Genomic DNA, 16,222 nt, shown 5'->3' with positions numbered 1-16,222 from the left:
CTTGTCTTACTCCGCTGCGTGATCGGTGCCGACCGGCGCGACCAGCGCCTGTTCGACGAGCGCCGTCTGTTCGGCGATATGGGTGTTGAGGTGACCGGCGGCCGGCGACGGGGAACGGGCACGGCCGGCGTACGACAGGCTGTGCTTCGGGCCGATGCAGGCCTGCAGGTGGTGACGGATCTGGAACCAGGCGCCCTGGTTCATCGGCTCTTCCTGGCACCACACCACTTCCTTGGCGGAAGCGTACTTTTCCAGTTCGGCCGAGACTTCCGGGCGCGGGAACGGGTAGAGCTGTTCGACGCGGACGATGGCGACATCGTTCAGGCCGCGCTTCTCGGCGTCTTCGAGCAGATCGTAGTAGACCTTGCCCGAGCAGAGCACGACGCGCTTGACCTTCTTGGCCGGCAGATCGCGATGCTCGCCGATCACCAGCTGGAAACGGCCGTTGGCGAGTTCGTCGAGCGACGACACGGCGAGCTTGTGGCGCAGCAGCGACTTCGGCGTCATCACGATCAGCGGCTTGCGCACCGGGCGCACCTGCTGGCGGCGGATCATGTGGAACGCCTGCGCCGGGGTGGTCGGCACGCAGACCTGCATGTTGTCCATGGCGCACAGCTGCAGGAAGCGCTCGAGACGCGCGGAGGAGTGCTCCGGGCCCTGGCCTTCGTAGCCGTGCGGGAGGAACAGCGCGAGGCCGCAGAGGCGGTCCCACTTCGCTTCGCCCGAGCTGATGAACTGGTCGATCACGACCTGGGCGCCGTTGGCGAAGTCGCCGAACTGGCCTTCCCAGATGGTGAGCTGGTCCGGCGAGGTGGTGGCTTCGCCGTACTCGAAGGCCATGACGGCTTCTTCGGAGAGCAGCGAGTCGATGACCTCCACGCGCGCGCCCTGGCGGATCTTGCGCAGCGGGATGTAGCACTCGTCGCTCTTCTGGTCGTGCAGCACCGCGTGACGGTGGAAGAACGTGCCGCGGCCGGCGTCCTGGCCCACGACGCGGAGGTCGTTGCCTTCGGCGATCAGCGTGCCGTACGCGAGGTTCTCCGCGAAGCCCCAGTCGCCCGGGAGTTCGCCGGCGGCCATCTTGCGACGGTCTTCGTAGATCTTCGCGACGCGCGGATGCAGCGTGACGTCGGTCGGGACGTCGAGCAGGGCGTCGAGCACCTTGCCCATCGTCTCGCGCGACACGCCGGTATCGACGTCCATCGACAGCTTGTTGCCGTGGAAGCGCGTCCAGTCGACCGAGATGTCGCGTTGCGGATTCGGATCGATGGAGATCAGCGGCTCGCCCTTCTCCAGGCGGCCGCGGTAGTCGTCGAGCATCTTCTGGCCGTCGTCGGCGGCGATCGTGCCGCCCTTGACCAGCGCCTGCGCGTAGAGGTCGCGCGTGGTGGGACGCTTGCGGATCACCTGGTACATCAGCGGCTGCGTGGCCGCCGGCTCGTCGGCCTCGTTGTGGCCGTGGCGGCGGTAGCAGACGAGGTCGATGACGACGTCCTTCTTGAACTGCTTGCGGAACTCGTACGCCAGGCGCGTGACCTGGATGACGGCTTCCGGGTCGTCGCCGTTCACGTGGAAGACCGGCGCGTTGACCATCTTGGCGAGGTCTGTGCAGTACAGCGTGGAGCGCGAGTCGTCGCGACGCGAGGTGGTGAAGCCTACCTGGTTGTTGACGACCATGTGCAGCGTGCCGCCGACCGCGAAGCCGCGGACCTGCGACATCTGCATCAGTTCCATGTTGACGCCCTGGCCCGCGAAGGCGGCGTCGCCATGGATGAGCAGGGCGACCGACTTCTCGCGGGCGGTATCGCCACGGCGCGCCTGGCGCGCGTGGACCGAACCGGCGACCACGGGATTGACGATCTCCAGGTGCGACGGGTTGAACGCCAGCGCGACGTGCACGCCGCCGTTGGGCGTCTTGACGTCGGCCGAGAAGCCCATGTGGTACTTCACGTCGCCGGTGTGGATCGGGCTGTCGTCGTGCTCGAACTTGCCTTCGAACTCGTTGAAGAGCTGCGAGGGGGCCTTGCCGAGGATGTTGACCAGCACGTTGAGGCGGCCGCGGTGGGCCATGCCGATCACGATTTCCTTGACGCCGTTGTCGCCGGCGGCGCGGACGACGTCGTCGACCATCGGGATCAGGCTGTCGCCGCCTTCCAGCGAGAAACGCTTCTGGCCGACGTACTTCGTGTGCAGGTAGCGCTCGAGGCCTTCGGCCGCCGTCAGCGCTTCGAGGACGCGAACCTTCTCCGCCTTCTGCAGGCCCGGATTGCCCGCCGCCTTCTCGAGGCGCGAGTAGATCCACGAACGCTGGTCGTAGTCGGAGATGTACATGAACTCGGCACCGATGGTGCCGGTGTAGATCTGCTTGAGCTTCGCGAGCAGGTCGCGCAGCTTCATGCGCTGGCCGCCGCCCGCGAAGGTGCCGGTGTCGAACTCGGTGTCGAGGTCGGCGTCGGACAGGCCGTGGAAGGCGAGGCCGAGGTCCGGGGTGTCGATGTCCGCCACGCTCAGGCCGAGCGGGTCGATCTGGGCCGCGATGTGGCCGCGCGATCGGTACGCGGTGAGCAGGCGGAGGACGCCGGCCTGCTTCTGCGCGTAGGCGTCGTCGGCCGAACCCGCCGCTGGTGCGGCGACCGCCGAGCGGCGCTGTTTCTGCGCGGCCTCGATGCGGGCGATGGCGCCGGAGTGGGGGACGTCGCCGGCCTCGCGGCCCTTGAAGGTCTTGAAGTAGCCGTCCCATTCCGCCGGAACCGAGCCGGGATCGGCCAGCCAGGCCTCGTAGACTTGCTCTACGTAGTCGGCGTTGCCGCCGGCGAGTTGGGAGGATTCGGAAAACTCGCGGATCAGGTTTGCGCTCACGTCACCACCGGCACACACGAAAAGGACGGGCTGCCACGGGGCATGTGGGGACTGCCCGCGGCATAAGAATCCGTTAATTATAGCCCCGTGCTGCAGCGCCGCGCCAACCCAATCTCGCGTGCCGCGGCGATCTCAGATCCCGAGTGGTCTTATCTGCCAGGCGGGCTCGGCCCGCTCCCAGACTTCGTCGAAATACGCCGTCAGGCGAGAGGTCTCACCGGGGGCGTCGAGGTCGCCGCGGGCCTCGAACCGGGTGGCGCTCGGCCTGAACAGAAAGCCACCGGCGAGATCGGTGACGAAGGCCGAGGCGTAGCGCAGGTGGCTTTCATCGGTCGGCACGCGGATGGTCATGGCGGTGGGCAGCCGCTGCGCGAGCGCGACCAGCCGGTGTCCTTCGCGGTGGGCGCGTTCGGCGTCGTGCGTGAGGATGCGGACCTGGGCGTGGCGGCCGCTGGTGGCGAGGCGGCGCAGTTCGGCGAGCGCGGCCTCGTTCTCGAGGATGCCCGGCTCCATCGTGGGCAGGTAGATCGCGAGGCGGTGACGGGCACCCGCCAGCAGCTGGAGAAGGGCGGCCTCGAGGCTCGCCCGGTCGTCCGCCGCCAGCGGCCTGCCCGCCGGGGTCACCGGCGGCGGCCCTTGCGGATGCCGATCTGGCCGTCGTTGACCAGGGCCAGCAGGGTCGCCCGGTCGGCCTTCGACGGCGCGCGGTCGAAGGTCACCTCGCGCGCGCCGGACAGGCGTTCCGCGAGTTCGGCGGAGGTCTCGTACGCATGGCCGCTGACGTAGAGGGTGACGGCGTTCTTTCCCTTCACCCAGGCGAGGCGGGCGAACGGGTGGCGGACGAACGTCGCACCAGCGTCGATGGCCTTGTCTAGCGCCGCCTCCGTCGTGGCCTTCGGTGGCGCCGCGGCGTCCTGCGCGTTGCGGTAGCGCGTGATGAACCGGCCGAACCAGTCGGCCAGCAGGTCGCGGTCGAGCGCGGCGGCGAAGGGCAGGGCCTGGCGCAGGCGGTTCAGGGCCGCGTTGTCGATCTCGCCGGCCCGCTTCGCGGGCGCGAGGTCGGGGTCGGTGTAGCGGAGCTCTTCGGGCATCCGCTCGGCGAGGAAGTCGGCGAGGTCGCCGGTCAGTTCCGCCTGCGACGGCGCGCGCATGCCGATGGAGATCGTCATGCAGTCGCCGATCGCGACGCCGTCGTGCGGCACCCCCGGGGGCAGGTAGAGCATGTCGCCCGGCTCGAGCAGCCATTCGTGCGTGGGCTCGAACGTCTTGAGCTGCTTGAGTTCGACATCGTCGCGGAAATCGAGCGGTGCGTCCGGATCGTCGCTGATCGCCCAGTGACGCTGGCCGATGCCCTGCAGGAGGAAGACGTCGTACTGGTCGACGTGCGCACCGACGCCACCGCCGTCCTCGGCGTAGGACACCATGATGTCGTCCACGCGCCAGGTGGGCAGGAACGCGAAGTGATCCAGCAGCGCGGCGACGTCGGCGTCCCACTTGTCGACGTCCTGCACGAGCAGGGTCCATTCGCGTTTCGGCGTCCTGCCGAACTCGGCTTCGTCGAACGGGCCGGTCTTCACCGTCCAGCGGTCGCGTTTCTCGTCGTGGACGATCAGTCGGGCGAGCACGCCCTCCTCGCAGGCGAGGCCGGCGAGATCGTCGGGCTGGATCGGTGCCTCGAAGTGCGGGATCGCGTTGCGGATCAGCAGCGGGCGCTTCTGCCAGTAATCGCGCAGGAACTGCGCCGCGCTCATGCCCAGCGGCTGGCTGGCGCTGCCGCGCACTTCGATGGGGAGGGCTTTCCGGGTGGGGGTCTTGATGGCCATGGCCGTCAGATCGCCCTGGCCAGCTTGTCCGCCAGGCCGATGTAGCTGGCCGGGGTGAGTTCGGCGAGCGCCTTCTTCGCATCGGCCGGGAGGTCGAGGCCGTCGATGAACTGGCGCATCGAATCCTTCGTGATGCCCTGGCCACGGGTGAGCGCCTTCAGCTGCTCGTACGGCTCCGGCAGGCCGAAGCGGCGCATGACCGTCTGGACGGCCTCGGCCAGCACTTCCCAGCTCGCGTCGAGGTCGGCGGCGATGCGTTCGGCGTTGACGTTGAGCTTGCCGAGGCCCTTCATCAGGGATTCCAGCGCCACCAGCGAATGACCGAACGCCGTGCCGAGCGCGCGCAGCACGGTGGAATCGGTGAGGTCGCGCTGCCAGCGGCTGATCGGAAGCTTCTCGGCGAAGTGGCCGAGCAGGGCGTTGGCCAGGCCGAAGTTGCCTTCGGCGTTCTCGAAGTCGATCGGGTTGACCTTGTGCGGCATCGTCGAGGAACCGACTTCGCCGGCCTTGAGCGCCTGGCGGAAGTAGCCCAGCGAGATGTAGCCCCAGATGTCGCGCGCGAGGTCGATCAGGATGATGTTGATCCGGCGCAGCACGTCGGCGAACTCGGCGATGCCGTCGTGCGGCTCGATCTGCGTGGTGTACGGGTTGAACGTGAGGCCCAGGCCGTCGACGAAGCGGGCGGCGAGCGCGGGCCAGTCGATGGCGGGGTACGAGATCACGTGCGCGTTGTAGTTGCCGACGGCGCCGTTGATCTTGCCCGGAATCTCGATCGCCACCAGCTGGCGACGCTGGCGCTCCAGGCGCGCGACGACGTTGGCGAGTTCCTTGCCCATGGTGCTCGGGGAGGCCGTCTGGCCGTGCGTGCGCGAGAGCAGCGACAGACCGGCGTGCTCGTGCGCGAGGGCGCGAAGGGTGGCGATGACCTGGTCGATGGCCGGCAGCAGCACCGTCTCGCGAGCATCGCGCAGCATCAGCGAGTAGGCGAGGTTGTTGATGTCCTCGCTGGTGCACGCGAAGTGGACGAACTCCTTCGCCTGGGCGAGCGCCGGGTCGTTGCCGATCTTTTCCTTGATGAAGTACTCGACCGCCTTGACGTCGTGATTGGTGGTGGCCTCGATCGCCTTGATGCGCTCGCCGTCTTCCGCGGAGAAGTCGTTCGCGATGGCGAGCAGGCGCGTCACGGCCTCCGCCGAGAACGCGGGCAGCTCGACGATGCCGGGGTCGGCGCCGAGCGCGAGCAGCCAGTGGATCTCCACGTGCACGCGGCGATGCATCAGGCCGAATTCGCTGAAGATCGGACGCAGCGGGCCGGCCTTGGCGGCGTAGCGGCCGTCCAGCGGCGAGAGGGCGGTCAGCGTGGCGTGGGACATGGGGTCGTTCCTGGGGCGGGGGCGGTCAATCGACGATTATACCGGGCCGCCAGCGCCTTGGCCCCGTAGGAGCGCGCCTCGCGCGCGACAGCCTTTCGCGGGGAACCCCGAGCTCGCGCGCCAGATCCGGGTTCGCTCGCGAAAAGATGTCGCGCGCGAGGCGCGCTCCTACAATGGGGCGTTACCCACCGGAGTTCTGCGCATGACGAAGTTCCGTACCGAACGCGACAGCATGGGCGAGTTGAAGGTCCCCGCCAAAGCCCTCTACGGGGCCCAGACCCAGCGGGCCGTGGACAACTTTCCCGTGTCGGGGCTGACGATGCCGCGCGAGTTCATCCGCGCGCTGGGCCTCGTGAAATCGGCCGCCGCCGACGCCAACGTGAAGCTGGGGCACCTCGACAAGGCCTCGGCCAGGGCGATCCGCGACGCCGCGGCCCGGGTCGCCGCTGGCGAGGTGGACGAGCATTTTCCGATCGACGTGTTCCAGACCGGCTCGGGCACCAGCTCCAACATGAACGCCAACGAGGTCATCGCGCACCTCGCCGAGGCCGCGGGCACGAAGGTCCACCCGAACGACCACGTCAACGCGGGGCAGAGCTCCAACGACGTGATTCCCACCGCCATCCTCGTCAGCGCCACGCTGGCGACGACCGAGCGGCTGCTGCCGGCCCTGAAGCACCTGCGCAAGACCATCGACGGCCGGGCGAAGGAGCTGAAGAAGGTCGTCAAGACCGGCCGCACGCACCTGATGGACGCGATGCCGATCACGTTCGGCCAGGAGCTCTCGGGATGGTCGGCGCAGATCGGCGACGCCATCGAGCGCATCAACGACACCCTCAAACGCACCCGGCGCCTGCCGCAGGGCGGTAGCGCCGTGGGCACGGGCATCAACGCCGATCCGAAGTTCGGCCCGTCCGTCGCGGTCGAACTGACGAAGTTGACGGGCGTGAAGTTCGAATCGTCCGACAACTACTTCTCGGGCATGGCCGCGCAGGACGGTCCGGTGGAGCTCTCGGGCCAACTGCGCACGCTCGCCGTCGCGGTCATGAAGATCGCCAACGACCTGCGCTGGATGAATTCCGGCCCGCTCGCCGGCCTGGGCGAGATCGAGCTGCCGGCGTTGCAGCCGGGCTCGTCGATCATGCCGGGCAAGGTGAACCCCGTGATTCCCGAGGCGGCCGCGATGGTCGCCGCGCAGGTGATCGGCAACGACGCCACGATCGCCATCGCCGGTCAGTCGGGCAACTTCCAGCTCAACGTCATGCTGCCGGTGATCGCGTACAACCTGCTGCAGTCGATCGAGATCCTCGCCAACGTGACGACGCTGCTGGCCGACAAGGCCATCGCGGGGTTCCGCGTGAACGAGGACAACGTGCGCGCGGCGCTGGACAAGAATCCGATCCTCGTCACCGCCCTCAATCCGGTGATCGGCTACGAAAAGGGCGCGGCGACCGCGAAGCAGGCCTATAAGGAGAAGAGGCCGATCCTGGACGTGGCGCTGGAGACCACGGGCCTGTCGAAAGCGGAACTGGCGAAGCTGCTCGACCCCGCCGCGCTGACCAAGGGCGGCATCCATGGCGGCGGTGGTGGCGGTGGCTGAGCAGCGCCGGCGCCGTCGCGAGCCCGACGACCGGGGCCGTGGATCCCGGCGTACGCCGGGATGACGGTGAGGGGTCTCGTGCGTTCAGCGCACCGGTCCCCTCACGTCGCACCGGCGCACGCCGATGCCTACGGCGAGGCGTCGGGTGGGCGCGACGAGGTTGCCGGCAACCGGCGTTGAAGCCACGGAAGACCGATCACTTCTTACACGCCGGCGTGGCGTTGGCTTCGTCGGGCCGGTCGTACCGCACGTAGCCGTTCCACGCCACCGGGAAACACGTCCGCCCCAGCACATCGTCGATCACATACGGAAAGATCGACTCGCCGCGCGAGCTGTTGCTCATCATCAGCAGGCAGGTCTTCGATCGCTCCAGGCAGACGAACAGGTTGTTCGTGCCGTCGTCGTGACCGCCCTTGAAGAACGCTCTGCCCTGCGGGGAGTCGAAGGTGACGACACCGAGCGCCGAGCCCAGCGCGATGTCGTCATAGGCCGTCGTGTCCGGCAGACCGATCGTGGGGAACTGCTTCGGCGAGCGGATGCGGGCGACGGGCGTGAGCCACGTGCGATACGTGGCGGCGTCGAGGCCATCGCCCCGCGACATCGCCGCCACCAGCCGCGCGAAGTCGGCGATCGTCGTATCCATCGAGCCTGCCGCCCGGACGGACCCGCGCTCGTCGTGCCCGAGCGCCTTGCCGTTCTCGTCGTAACCGATCGCAAGGTTCGATGCGAAGTCCGGCCGCCACGTCATGCTCGTCCGCGTCATCCCGAAGGGCACGAACAGGCGGTCCTTCATCAGGGTGGCGACATCGATGCCCTTGCCGTTCTCGAGCACGAACTGCATCAGGTTGATGCCTTCGCCCGAGTAACCGTAGCGCGTGCCCGGATCGAACCAGAACGAGAGCTTGCCGTCCGGGTCGTATGCCTTCCCCGGCTGCCAGAAACGAAAGTTGGGAAAGCCGCTGCGATGACTCAACAGGATCGCGGGCGTGAGCTTGCGCCAGCGTTCGTCGCCGGCGAGGTCGGCGTATTTCTTGTACTCGGGCAGGGGCTTCGGCAGGTCGGTGGCGATGCTTTCGTCGAGGCTCAGTTTCCCGGCTTGCACCAGCGACATCGTGGCGTAGGCAAACGCGGCCTTGGTCAGCGACGCCGCGTACATGACGGTATCGGTGGTGAGCGGCAGGCGCTTTTCGACGTCACGCATGCCATAGGCCTTGACCGAGGCCACCTTGCCGTCGTCGATGACGGCGATGGCGAAGCCGGGCACGTTGGCGTCCTTCATGAGTTGCGTGATCCGCGCGTCCAGCGCGGCCCCGCGCAGCGGCGGTCTTTCGGCGGCGGTCGCGCCGGTGGCGGTGACAGCGAAGAGCAGCGATCCGAGCAGCGTCGAGCGAAGCATCATGCGTCCTCCCCAGATGGAGACGGCTCCCGAGGGAGCCGTCCATGTCGATTCACGATCAGGTGTCGTCGCGCCAGCGGCGGAACCAGATGGCGCCGGCGATCATCGCCGCACCCGCCAGGGCGCCGATCCAGAGCGCGGGGCTGGCCAGTGCGCTGTAGTGAAAGGCCAGGTCCATACCCTTCACGAGCGACGCCGGGTTGTCGTCGTCCAGGCCCGCCAGTGACGAGGTGTTGCCGATCCAGCCACCGGGCATCAGGCTGCCGAGCAGGCGGCCGACCACGTTCTTCCAGAACCAGTTGCTCGACAGGCCGGCGATGCCCATGAGTCCGAACCAGGAGACGATCACGCCGGCGCCGACGGGTAGGGCGATCGCCCAGAGGAACGGCTTGCCTCGTGCCCAGGCGGAGCAGAGCAGCAGCCAGCCGACGGTCGGCAGCGCCCAGATCGCATAGAGCGGGATCAGCAGGATCATGTTGACCACGACGCGGATCGGATGCGAAGCCATCAGCAGCGACCAGACGCCGACGCCGTGGATCGCGGCGACGATGGCGATCAGGATGCCGAGCACGAGCGCCACGATCACGCCCACCACCACCGCGATGGCCGGGGCCAGGAGCAGCGCGCTGGCGACCTTCGACAGCACCGTCGAGGTATCGGACAGCGGCAGCGACTTCCAGAACAGGATGCTGCGGTCGCGGCGGTCGTCGTAGAGGGCGCCGAGGCAGTAGAAGAAGATCACGATCGCGGTGACGCAGAGGATCACGCCCGCGACGGCGTAGAACATGATGTCGACGCCGGCGGCGACCTGCTGGAGGTCTTCCGGGCGCATGTGCGCCTGCAGCTGCGCGTCGCCGCCGAAGCGGAGTCCGCCCCACCAGTGCGGGTTCTCCCGGCGTCCGAACACCTCGCCGAGCACCAGCCCCATGCCGTTGAGCACCAGGAACACGATGCCGGTGACGACCGGCGCCCAGAAGAAACCGCCCTTGGTTTCCCAGAACTCGCGTTTGACTAGCCAGTAGAAGGTTTTCATGCGTAGGTGCCCTTCATGGTGGCGACGAAGAGGTCGCCGATCGACGGTCGCCGTACCTCGCCCAGCCGTTCGAGCTGCGGGCGGCTGACGTTGTCGAAGAGGAAGATGCTCTTGCCGAAGACCTGGCGCTCGTCCAGGGGCTTCAGTTCGCGCGCGGCGGCGGCCAGTTCCGAACCCACGAGGACTTCGGAGAACCGTTCGCCGAGGCTGTCCATGTCGGTATCGAGCACGATCTTCCCGTCGCGGATGAACATCAGGTCGGTGAGGATGTGTTCGATCTCCTCGACCTGGTGGGTGGTGACCAGGATCGTCTTCTCCTCGTCGAAGTAGTCTTCCAGCAGGCTCTGGTAGAACTGCTTGCGGTAGAGGATGTCCAGACCCAGCGTCGGCTCGTCCAGCACCAGCAGCTTCGCGTCGATCGACATCACCAGCGCGAGGTGCAGCTGCACGATCATGCCCTTGGAGAGCTGCTTCACCTTCTGCCCCGGCTGCAGCTTCGTGCGGGCCAGGAAGGCGTCGCACTTGGCGCGGTCGAAGCGGGGATGGGTGTTGGCGACGAAATCCACGGCGTCGCGCACCTTCAGCCAGCGCGGCAGCACCGCGACGTCGGCGATGAAGCAGACCTGCTCCATCAGCTTGCCGCGATCCTTGCGCGGGTCGAGGCCGAGGACGCTGAGTTGGCCGTCGAACGTGGTCAGGCCCAGGATCGCCTTGAGGGCGGTCGTCTTGCCGGCGCCGTTCGGGCCGATCAGGCCGACGATGCGGCCGGCGCCGATCTGGAAGCTGGCGCCGTCCAGCGCTAGGGACGATTTGTAGCGCTTGGTCAGGCCGGTGGCGGTAACGACCGCGGTCATGACGGGTCCTCCGTGGAGCCGTTGGCTTCACGCATCAGGGTTTTGAGGTCGAGGCCCATGCGCTGCAGGCGGGCGAACAGGGCCGGCCATTCCTCGCGCAGGAAGCGCTCCCTTTCACTTTTCAGCAGCGCGTCGCGCGCGCCATCGATAACGAACATGCCAAGACCCCTCCGTTTCTCAACCAGTTGTTCGTCGACCAGCTCCTGGTACGCCTTCGATACGGTCAGCGGGTTGATCTGGAAATCCCCCGCGACCTGGCGGACCGACGGCAGCGGATCGCCTTCGTTCAAGGCGCCATCCAGGATCATCGCCACCACGCGTTCGCGGAGCTGGCGGTAGATCGGGACGCTGTCGTTCCAGGTGATGGACATGTAGTTCATTCCTTCGCCGTGTGGCGCAGTGCGTTACCGAACGAATAGTAGGGCATGGCCAGCTGCGCGCCGATGAGCGCTGCGGCGCGATCTTCGGCGCTGCGCTTGATGGCGGCCGCGGCCGAATCCAGGGTGTCTTCGCTCGCCAGCATCGCCTGGCGCACTTCGGCGTCCGTGGGCCGCACTTCGATCGGGGCCAGGTCGACGACGCGGGTGCCGTTGACGAAGTGCGGCGCGGCGAGCATGGAGGAGGCGCGGTCATCGAAGGAGCGCAGGGCGAACACGCTGGTGCCGGCAATCAGAAGGGAAGCGGTCAGGGCGATGAGGTTCGGCGCTTTCATGGAAGTACTCCGATGACGTGTGGAGGCTCTAGGGGTTACAGGGAGGCGACATCCGCGCCGGCATCGGCGTAGACGACGATCGGGGCGAGGTCGGTGACCTTGGCGCCGTTGATCTCGGTCAGCGGGGCGGCGGTGGTCGAGGTGCTGTGGAAGCCGACCAGGGCGGAAGCGGCGATGGCGAAGGAGGCGGCCAGGGCGATGTAGTTCGGGCTTTCCATGGTGTCTGCTCCTGTGGTGCTGTGGGGGACCGGTGTTGTAGTGAACTATAACACCAGATTTTTAGCCGTCAACGGAAATTTCGTTGATTTCCATATGACTTATGGCCTATGCCGTGCCGGGGTGTGCTGGTGGGCAGGCACGGTAGAGATGCGCTGAACGCCTAAAAGGTTGCAGGCATCCTCGCCGTCGTACCGACGTGCGCCGGTGCGACGAGCAAAAAAAACGGGCCCCGAAGGGCCCGTCATCGTCACGCCGCGGGGCGACTTACAGCTCCGCGCGGAACTCCACGCCGATGATGCGCGGGTCGTTCACGAACGCCGTGCGGTTGTTGAAGTCGATGCCGCCGGTGATCACCTTCTTGTTGGTGATGTTGCGGCCGTAGAACGCGACTTCGCGCTTGCCGAAGTCCCAGTTGTAGCCGATGCGGATGCCGCCTTCGAGGAAGGGCTTGCTGCGGAACTCTTCCGACTCGTACAGGAAGAAGTTCACTTCGCTGCGGTAGTTCCAGTCGGTGTAGACGAAGAACTCGCCGCTCTCGCCGTACGGGATGCCGTAGCGGGCGGTCCACGTGCCGATCCACTTCGGCGCGTTCGGCAGCACGTTGCCGTCGATCAGCGCGTTGCCGGTGGCGTTGAGCGGATCGATGACCGTGCAGCCGCCGCCGCACGGAGCGACCGCGAGGTTGCGGTCCTTCAGTTCCGTGTGGTTGTAGCTGCCGCCGGCGGTCATGTAGAAGTTCGGCGTCAGGTAGGCCTCGAGGTCGAACTCGGCGCCGTAGCCTTCGGTCTTCTTCGCGTTGATCAGCTGCGTGACGTTGGTGGCACCACCCACGGCCGTCAGCTGCTGGTTGTGCATGTTGTACTTGTAGACGTCGGCGTTGAAACGCAGCTTGTTGTCGTCCGACGTGGACTTGTAGCCGATCTCGTAGGACGTGATCGTCTCCGGCTTGGCCGTCGAGATGCTGTTGGCGAAGTTGATGCGGCCCTGCACGCTGGGCGCGCGGAAACCGTTCGCGACGCGCGCGTACACGTTCGAATTCTTCGACAGCTGCCAGGTGCCGGTGACGTCGCCGCTCCAGCGCGAGTCGGTCGGATCCGACGTCAGCGGGCCGACCGGGCCGGTGAAGCCGAGGAAGCGCTCGGCCTTGAAGTCACGCTTGTCGTGCGACCAGCGCGCGCCGGCGCGCACGTCGAATTCGTCGGTGAACTGGTAGTCGGCCGAACCGAACACCGCCCACGCCTTCGTGCGCTGGCTCTGGTCGACCCAGCCGTTGAGCACGTGGTTGTTGAGCGTGTCGTAGCTGAAGTTCGTGATCGCGATGTCTTCGTCGAAGTAGTACGTGCCCACCTGCCACTTCAGGCGCTCGGCCGAGTCGTTCGACAGGCGGAATTCCTGCGTGATCTGGCGATCCTTAGGCAACGCGTCGGCCGTTTCGGAATAGAACGGGGTGACGCGGTTGGTGAAGCTCGGCTTCGCCGGTGTTTCAGAGGCGTCGTAGCCGCCGTCGACGTCGCCGAGGCTGTACGTGGTGGCGCGCTCGAGGCCGGTGATCGACGCGAAGTTGAGATCGCCGAAGTGCCAGTTCAGGTGCAGGTTGCTGCCCCAGGTGAACAGGTGCTGCTTGTTGCGGCCATCCTGCGACACCGAATCGCGATCGAAGCCCGGCACGAACTGGTCGCCGCCGAGGGTGATCGAGTTGGCGCGGTTGACCATGGCGCTGCCGTCGAGCCAGCGGCCGTGGACGTTGATCAGGGCGTCGAAGTCTTCCGAGGCCTTGTAAAGGGCCTGGAGGCGCACGGCACGGTCGTTGTAGCCGCCGAGGTCGTCCTTCTTGCCGGTGTAGTCGTTGTCGATCCAGCCGTCGCGGTGCTGGGCGAGGGCGGAGACGCGGCCCGACCAGTTCGACGCCAGCTTGCCGCCGATCGCGGCCTCGGCGTTGGCCGTGCCATAGGAGCCGTAGGAGACGCGGGCGTAGCCCTCGGTTTCCTGGGTCGGCTTGCGCGATTCGAACTTGATCACGCCGGCCGGCGAGTTGCGGCCGAAGAGCGTGCCCTGCGGGCCGCGCAGCACTTCCACCTGCTCGAGGTCGAACAGCGGGAAGCCCTTGAGGATCGGGTTCTCCTGGACGATGTCGTCGTAGACCATCGAGACCGGCTGCGACGCGTTGAGGTCGAAGTCGCTGTTGCCGAGGCCGCGGATGTAGAAACGCGGGAATTCGCGGCCGTAGGAGGTTTCGGCGTAGACGCTGGGCGCGCGCGAGGCGAGCTGCAGCACGCCGTCGCCGGCCTGGCCGAAGGCCTCCAGCTTCTCGGCGGTGACCACGGTCATGGAGATGGGCACCTTCTGCAGGTCTTCCGTGCGCTTTTCGGCGGTCACGTTGATGGTCTGCAGGGTGGCCGTCTTGGTCGGAGCGGACGTCTGCGTGTCCTGCGTGGCGTCCTGGGCGATGGCCGTGCCAGCGGTGAGCGCCGTGGCGATGGACAGGGCAATGACGAGACGTCGCGGCATGCGGCGCGTGCTTGCGAGAGACATGGTTTTGGTTCCGCCTGGGAGGTCCTGGGGTGGGAGAGTGCCTCGCCAACTGCGGTCGAGCCGGTCCCCTGGCGAGGGCGCGTCTGGCCGAATTATCCCCCGTTACGTGGTCATGACGAAAGTGTTGCGGCGCAGTAACGGTTCGCGGCGTGGCTCGAGCGCGCGGCTGTCATGGAAGTGACACAGACCCGGCATAACGTGCGCGGCGTAAGCGGCGTCGGGCGTGTTGGCCACATTTAATCACACGATCGCCGACGTTTGAGTATTTTCTCAATCCATTCGGAGCAAGCACGCGATGAAGAAGTTCCTCCCCGCAGCCGCCTTCTGGACGATGTGCGGGACCGCGGCGGCCGACGGCGCGCCCCAGGCGGCGATCGAGCTGTACGTCGACACGGCTACGCGGCAGATCTTCGCGGAGCCGGGGCCCGGACGGACGCGGCTCGGCAAGTTCGTCCAGGCCAGCGACGAGGCGGCGCCCGCGGTCGCATCCGCCACCAGACCGGCGCCATCGGCGGCCACGAATGCCGTCGCCGCGGCACCCGCGGTGGCGAGCGCGAAGCCGTCGACGAAGGCCTGGTACGAGAAGATCGGCATCCGGGGATACGTGCAGATGCGCTACAACCATGAGCTGGGCGAAGACGCGAAGGACCTGAAATCGCCGGGCGACCGCTTCATCGGCCGCGAACAGGGCTTCGGCATCCGTCGCGCGCGCGTCGTCATCAGCGGCGATGTCACCGACAACATGTCGATCTACATCCAGCCCGATCTCGCCAGCACGCCTTCCGGATCGAGCACCACGAACTTCGCGCAGCTGCGCGACGCCTACGCCGATCTCTGGCTCGACAAGGAAAAGACCTGGCGCATCCGCGCCGGCCAGTCGAAGATCCCGTACGGCTGGGAAGACCTGCAATCCAGCCAGAACCGCCTCGCCTTCGATCGCGCCGACGCGCTGAATTCCGCCGTGCGCGACGAGCGCGATCTGGGTGTGTTCGCCTACTGGTCGCCGCTCGTGGCGAAGGAGCGCTTCGCCTACCTCGTCAAATCCGGCCTGAAGGGCTCGGGCGATTACGGCGTGGTCGGCTTCGGCGTGTACAACGGGCAGGGCGCCAATCGCCCGGACCGTAACGACAAGCTCCATTCGGTGGTGCATTTCTCCTATCCCTTCAAGTTCGCCAACGGCCAGTTCCTCGAAGTCGGCGCCGATGCCTACACGGGCCGCTACAAGGTCTCCACCGCGTCCGCGACGATCGACGGGCGGACCTTCACGCCGAGTGTCGATGGCACCGTAGACGGTTCGGAGGATCGCCGCGTCGCCGCGCACGTCGTGTACTACCCGCAGCCGTTCGGCTTCCAGGCGGAGTGGACCGTGGGCAAGGGACCGGAGCTCGACGTGGCGCGTCGCACGATCCGCACGAAATCGCTGCGCGGTGGCTACGCGCAGGTGATGTACAAGTTCGATGGCGCGTACGGTTCGCTGATTCCCTACGCGAAGTGGCAGACGTATCGCGGTGCCGCGAAGTTCGACACCAATGCGCCTCGCATGGAGGTCGACGAGGTGGAGGCCGGCGTCGAGTGGCAGCCGTCGAGCGCGATCGAGCTCGCGGTGGCGTACGCCAACATGCGCCGCACGGACGTCAGCGCCGCACCGTATCGCCGTATCGATGGCCAGCTGCTGCGCGTGCAGCTTCAGGTCAACTACTGAGGACTGCGTTACCCCGGACCGTCGTACCGGCGAATGCCGGTATCCACGGCCTCGGTGCACGGTTTTCGCGATCGTCCACACGCCGGAAACGTCATCGCGACAACCGATCGCCCCGCCGT

13 protein-coding genes are annotated in these 16,222 nt (G+C 67.0%); 2 read left to right on the top strand and 11 right to left on the bottom strand.

The annotated features are described in order from the left end of the window. Positions 1–6: 6 nt before the first annotated feature. The 4 genes from BMY69_RS09655 to purB all read right to left on the bottom strand — a co-directional run bounded on the left by BMY69_RS09655 (position 7) and on the right by purB (position 6,055). Positions 7–2,859: a 2-oxoglutarate dehydrogenase E1 component gene (locus tag BMY69_RS09655; protein WP_090177575.1), complete on the bottom strand. Its 2,853-nt coding sequence runs from the start codon at positions 2,857–2,859 to the stop codon at positions 7–9. Positions 2,860–2,991: 132 nt separating this feature from the next. Continuing rightward, positions 2,992–3,483, bottom strand: a complete 492-nt coding sequence (locus BMY69_RS09650; RefSeq protein ID WP_090177573.1) for a DUF7931 domain-containing protein — start codon at positions 3,481–3,483, stop codon at positions 2,992–2,994. Continuing rightward, complete coding sequence (locus BMY69_RS09645; RefSeq protein ID WP_090177571.1) at positions 3,480–4,682, bottom strand: cupin domain-containing protein; 1,203 nt, start codon at positions 4,680–4,682, stop codon at positions 3,480–3,482. Before BMY69_RS09645 ends, BMY69_RS09650 begins: the two co-directional genes overlap by 4 nt. A 5-nt stretch (positions 4,683–4,687) precedes the next feature. Then, positions 4,688–6,055 (bottom strand): adenylosuccinate lyase, encoded by a 1,368-nt coding sequence (purB, locus tag BMY69_RS09640; RefSeq protein WP_090054100.1) that lies wholly within the window; start codon positions 6,053–6,055, stop codon positions 4,688–4,690. A 202-nt stretch (positions 6,056–6,257) separates the two neighbouring features. On the opposite strand from purB, the gene BMY69_RS09635 reads away from it, so the two are divergent. Further along, entirely contained in the window at positions 6,258–7,655 is a 1,398-nt protein-coding gene (locus BMY69_RS09635) for a class II fumarate hydratase (RefSeq protein WP_090177569.1), read from the top strand. Between the two features lie 196 nt (positions 7,656–7,851). On the opposite strand, the gene BMY69_RS09630 is transcribed toward BMY69_RS09635, so the two are convergent. From BMY69_RS09630 to BMY69_RS09600, 7 genes are all read right to left on the bottom strand, one after another. After that, complete coding sequence (locus BMY69_RS09630; protein WP_255364518.1) at positions 7,852–9,054, bottom strand: serine hydrolase domain-containing protein; 1,203 nt, start codon at positions 9,052–9,054, stop codon at positions 7,852–7,854. Positions 9,055–9,109: 55 nt separating this feature from the next. Next, positions 9,110–10,084 carry a hypothetical protein gene (locus tag BMY69_RS09625; RefSeq protein ID WP_090054096.1) on the bottom strand — a complete coding sequence of 325 codons (975 nt, stop codon included), beginning with the start codon at positions 10,082–10,084 and terminating at the stop codon, positions 9,110–9,112. Beyond that, positions 10,081–10,938, bottom strand: a complete 858-nt coding sequence (locus BMY69_RS09620; RefSeq protein WP_090054094.1) for an ABC transporter ATP-binding protein — start codon at positions 10,936–10,938, stop codon at positions 10,081–10,083. The genes BMY69_RS09625 and BMY69_RS09620 overlap by 4 nt, the downstream gene beginning before the upstream one ends. After that, a complete protein-coding gene (locus BMY69_RS09615) occupies positions 10,935–11,309 on the bottom strand; it encodes a GntR family transcriptional regulator (protein WP_029213371.1) in 375 nt (124 codons plus the stop codon). Before BMY69_RS09615 ends, BMY69_RS09620 begins: the two co-directional genes overlap by 4 nt. Before the next feature lie 5 nt (positions 11,310–11,314). Next, a complete protein-coding gene (locus BMY69_RS09610; protein WP_090177567.1) occupies positions 11,315–11,650 on the bottom strand; it encodes a hypothetical protein in 336 nt (111 codons plus the stop codon). 35 nt (positions 11,651–11,685) lie between these two features. Further along, positions 11,686–11,868 (bottom strand): hypothetical protein, encoded by a 183-nt coding sequence (locus BMY69_RS09605; RefSeq protein ID WP_090177564.1) that lies wholly within the window; start codon positions 11,866–11,868, stop codon positions 11,686–11,688. A gap of 265 nt (positions 11,869–12,133) precedes the next feature. Continuing rightward, positions 12,134–14,401, bottom strand: coding sequence for a TonB-dependent receptor (locus BMY69_RS09600; protein WP_090177563.1), 2,268 nt, complete (start codon positions 14,399–14,401; stop codon positions 12,134–12,136). A gap of 295 nt (positions 14,402–14,696) precedes the next feature. Here BMY69_RS09600 and BMY69_RS09595 point away from each other — a divergent pair, with 295 nt between their 5' ends. Beyond that, positions 14,697–16,103, top strand: a complete 1,407-nt coding sequence (locus tag BMY69_RS09595; RefSeq protein ID WP_255364517.1) for a porin — start codon at positions 14,697–14,699, stop codon at positions 16,101–16,103. Positions 16,104–16,222 lie beyond the last annotated feature (119 nt).

The organism is Luteibacter sp. UNC138MFCol5.1 (assembly GCF_900110505.1).
GTDB lineage: Bacteria > Pseudomonadota > Gammaproteobacteria > Xanthomonadales > Rhodanobacteraceae > Luteibacter.
The sequence above is the reverse complement of the archived record's forward strand: the minus strand, read 5'-3'. Positions and strand labels throughout refer to the sequence as shown.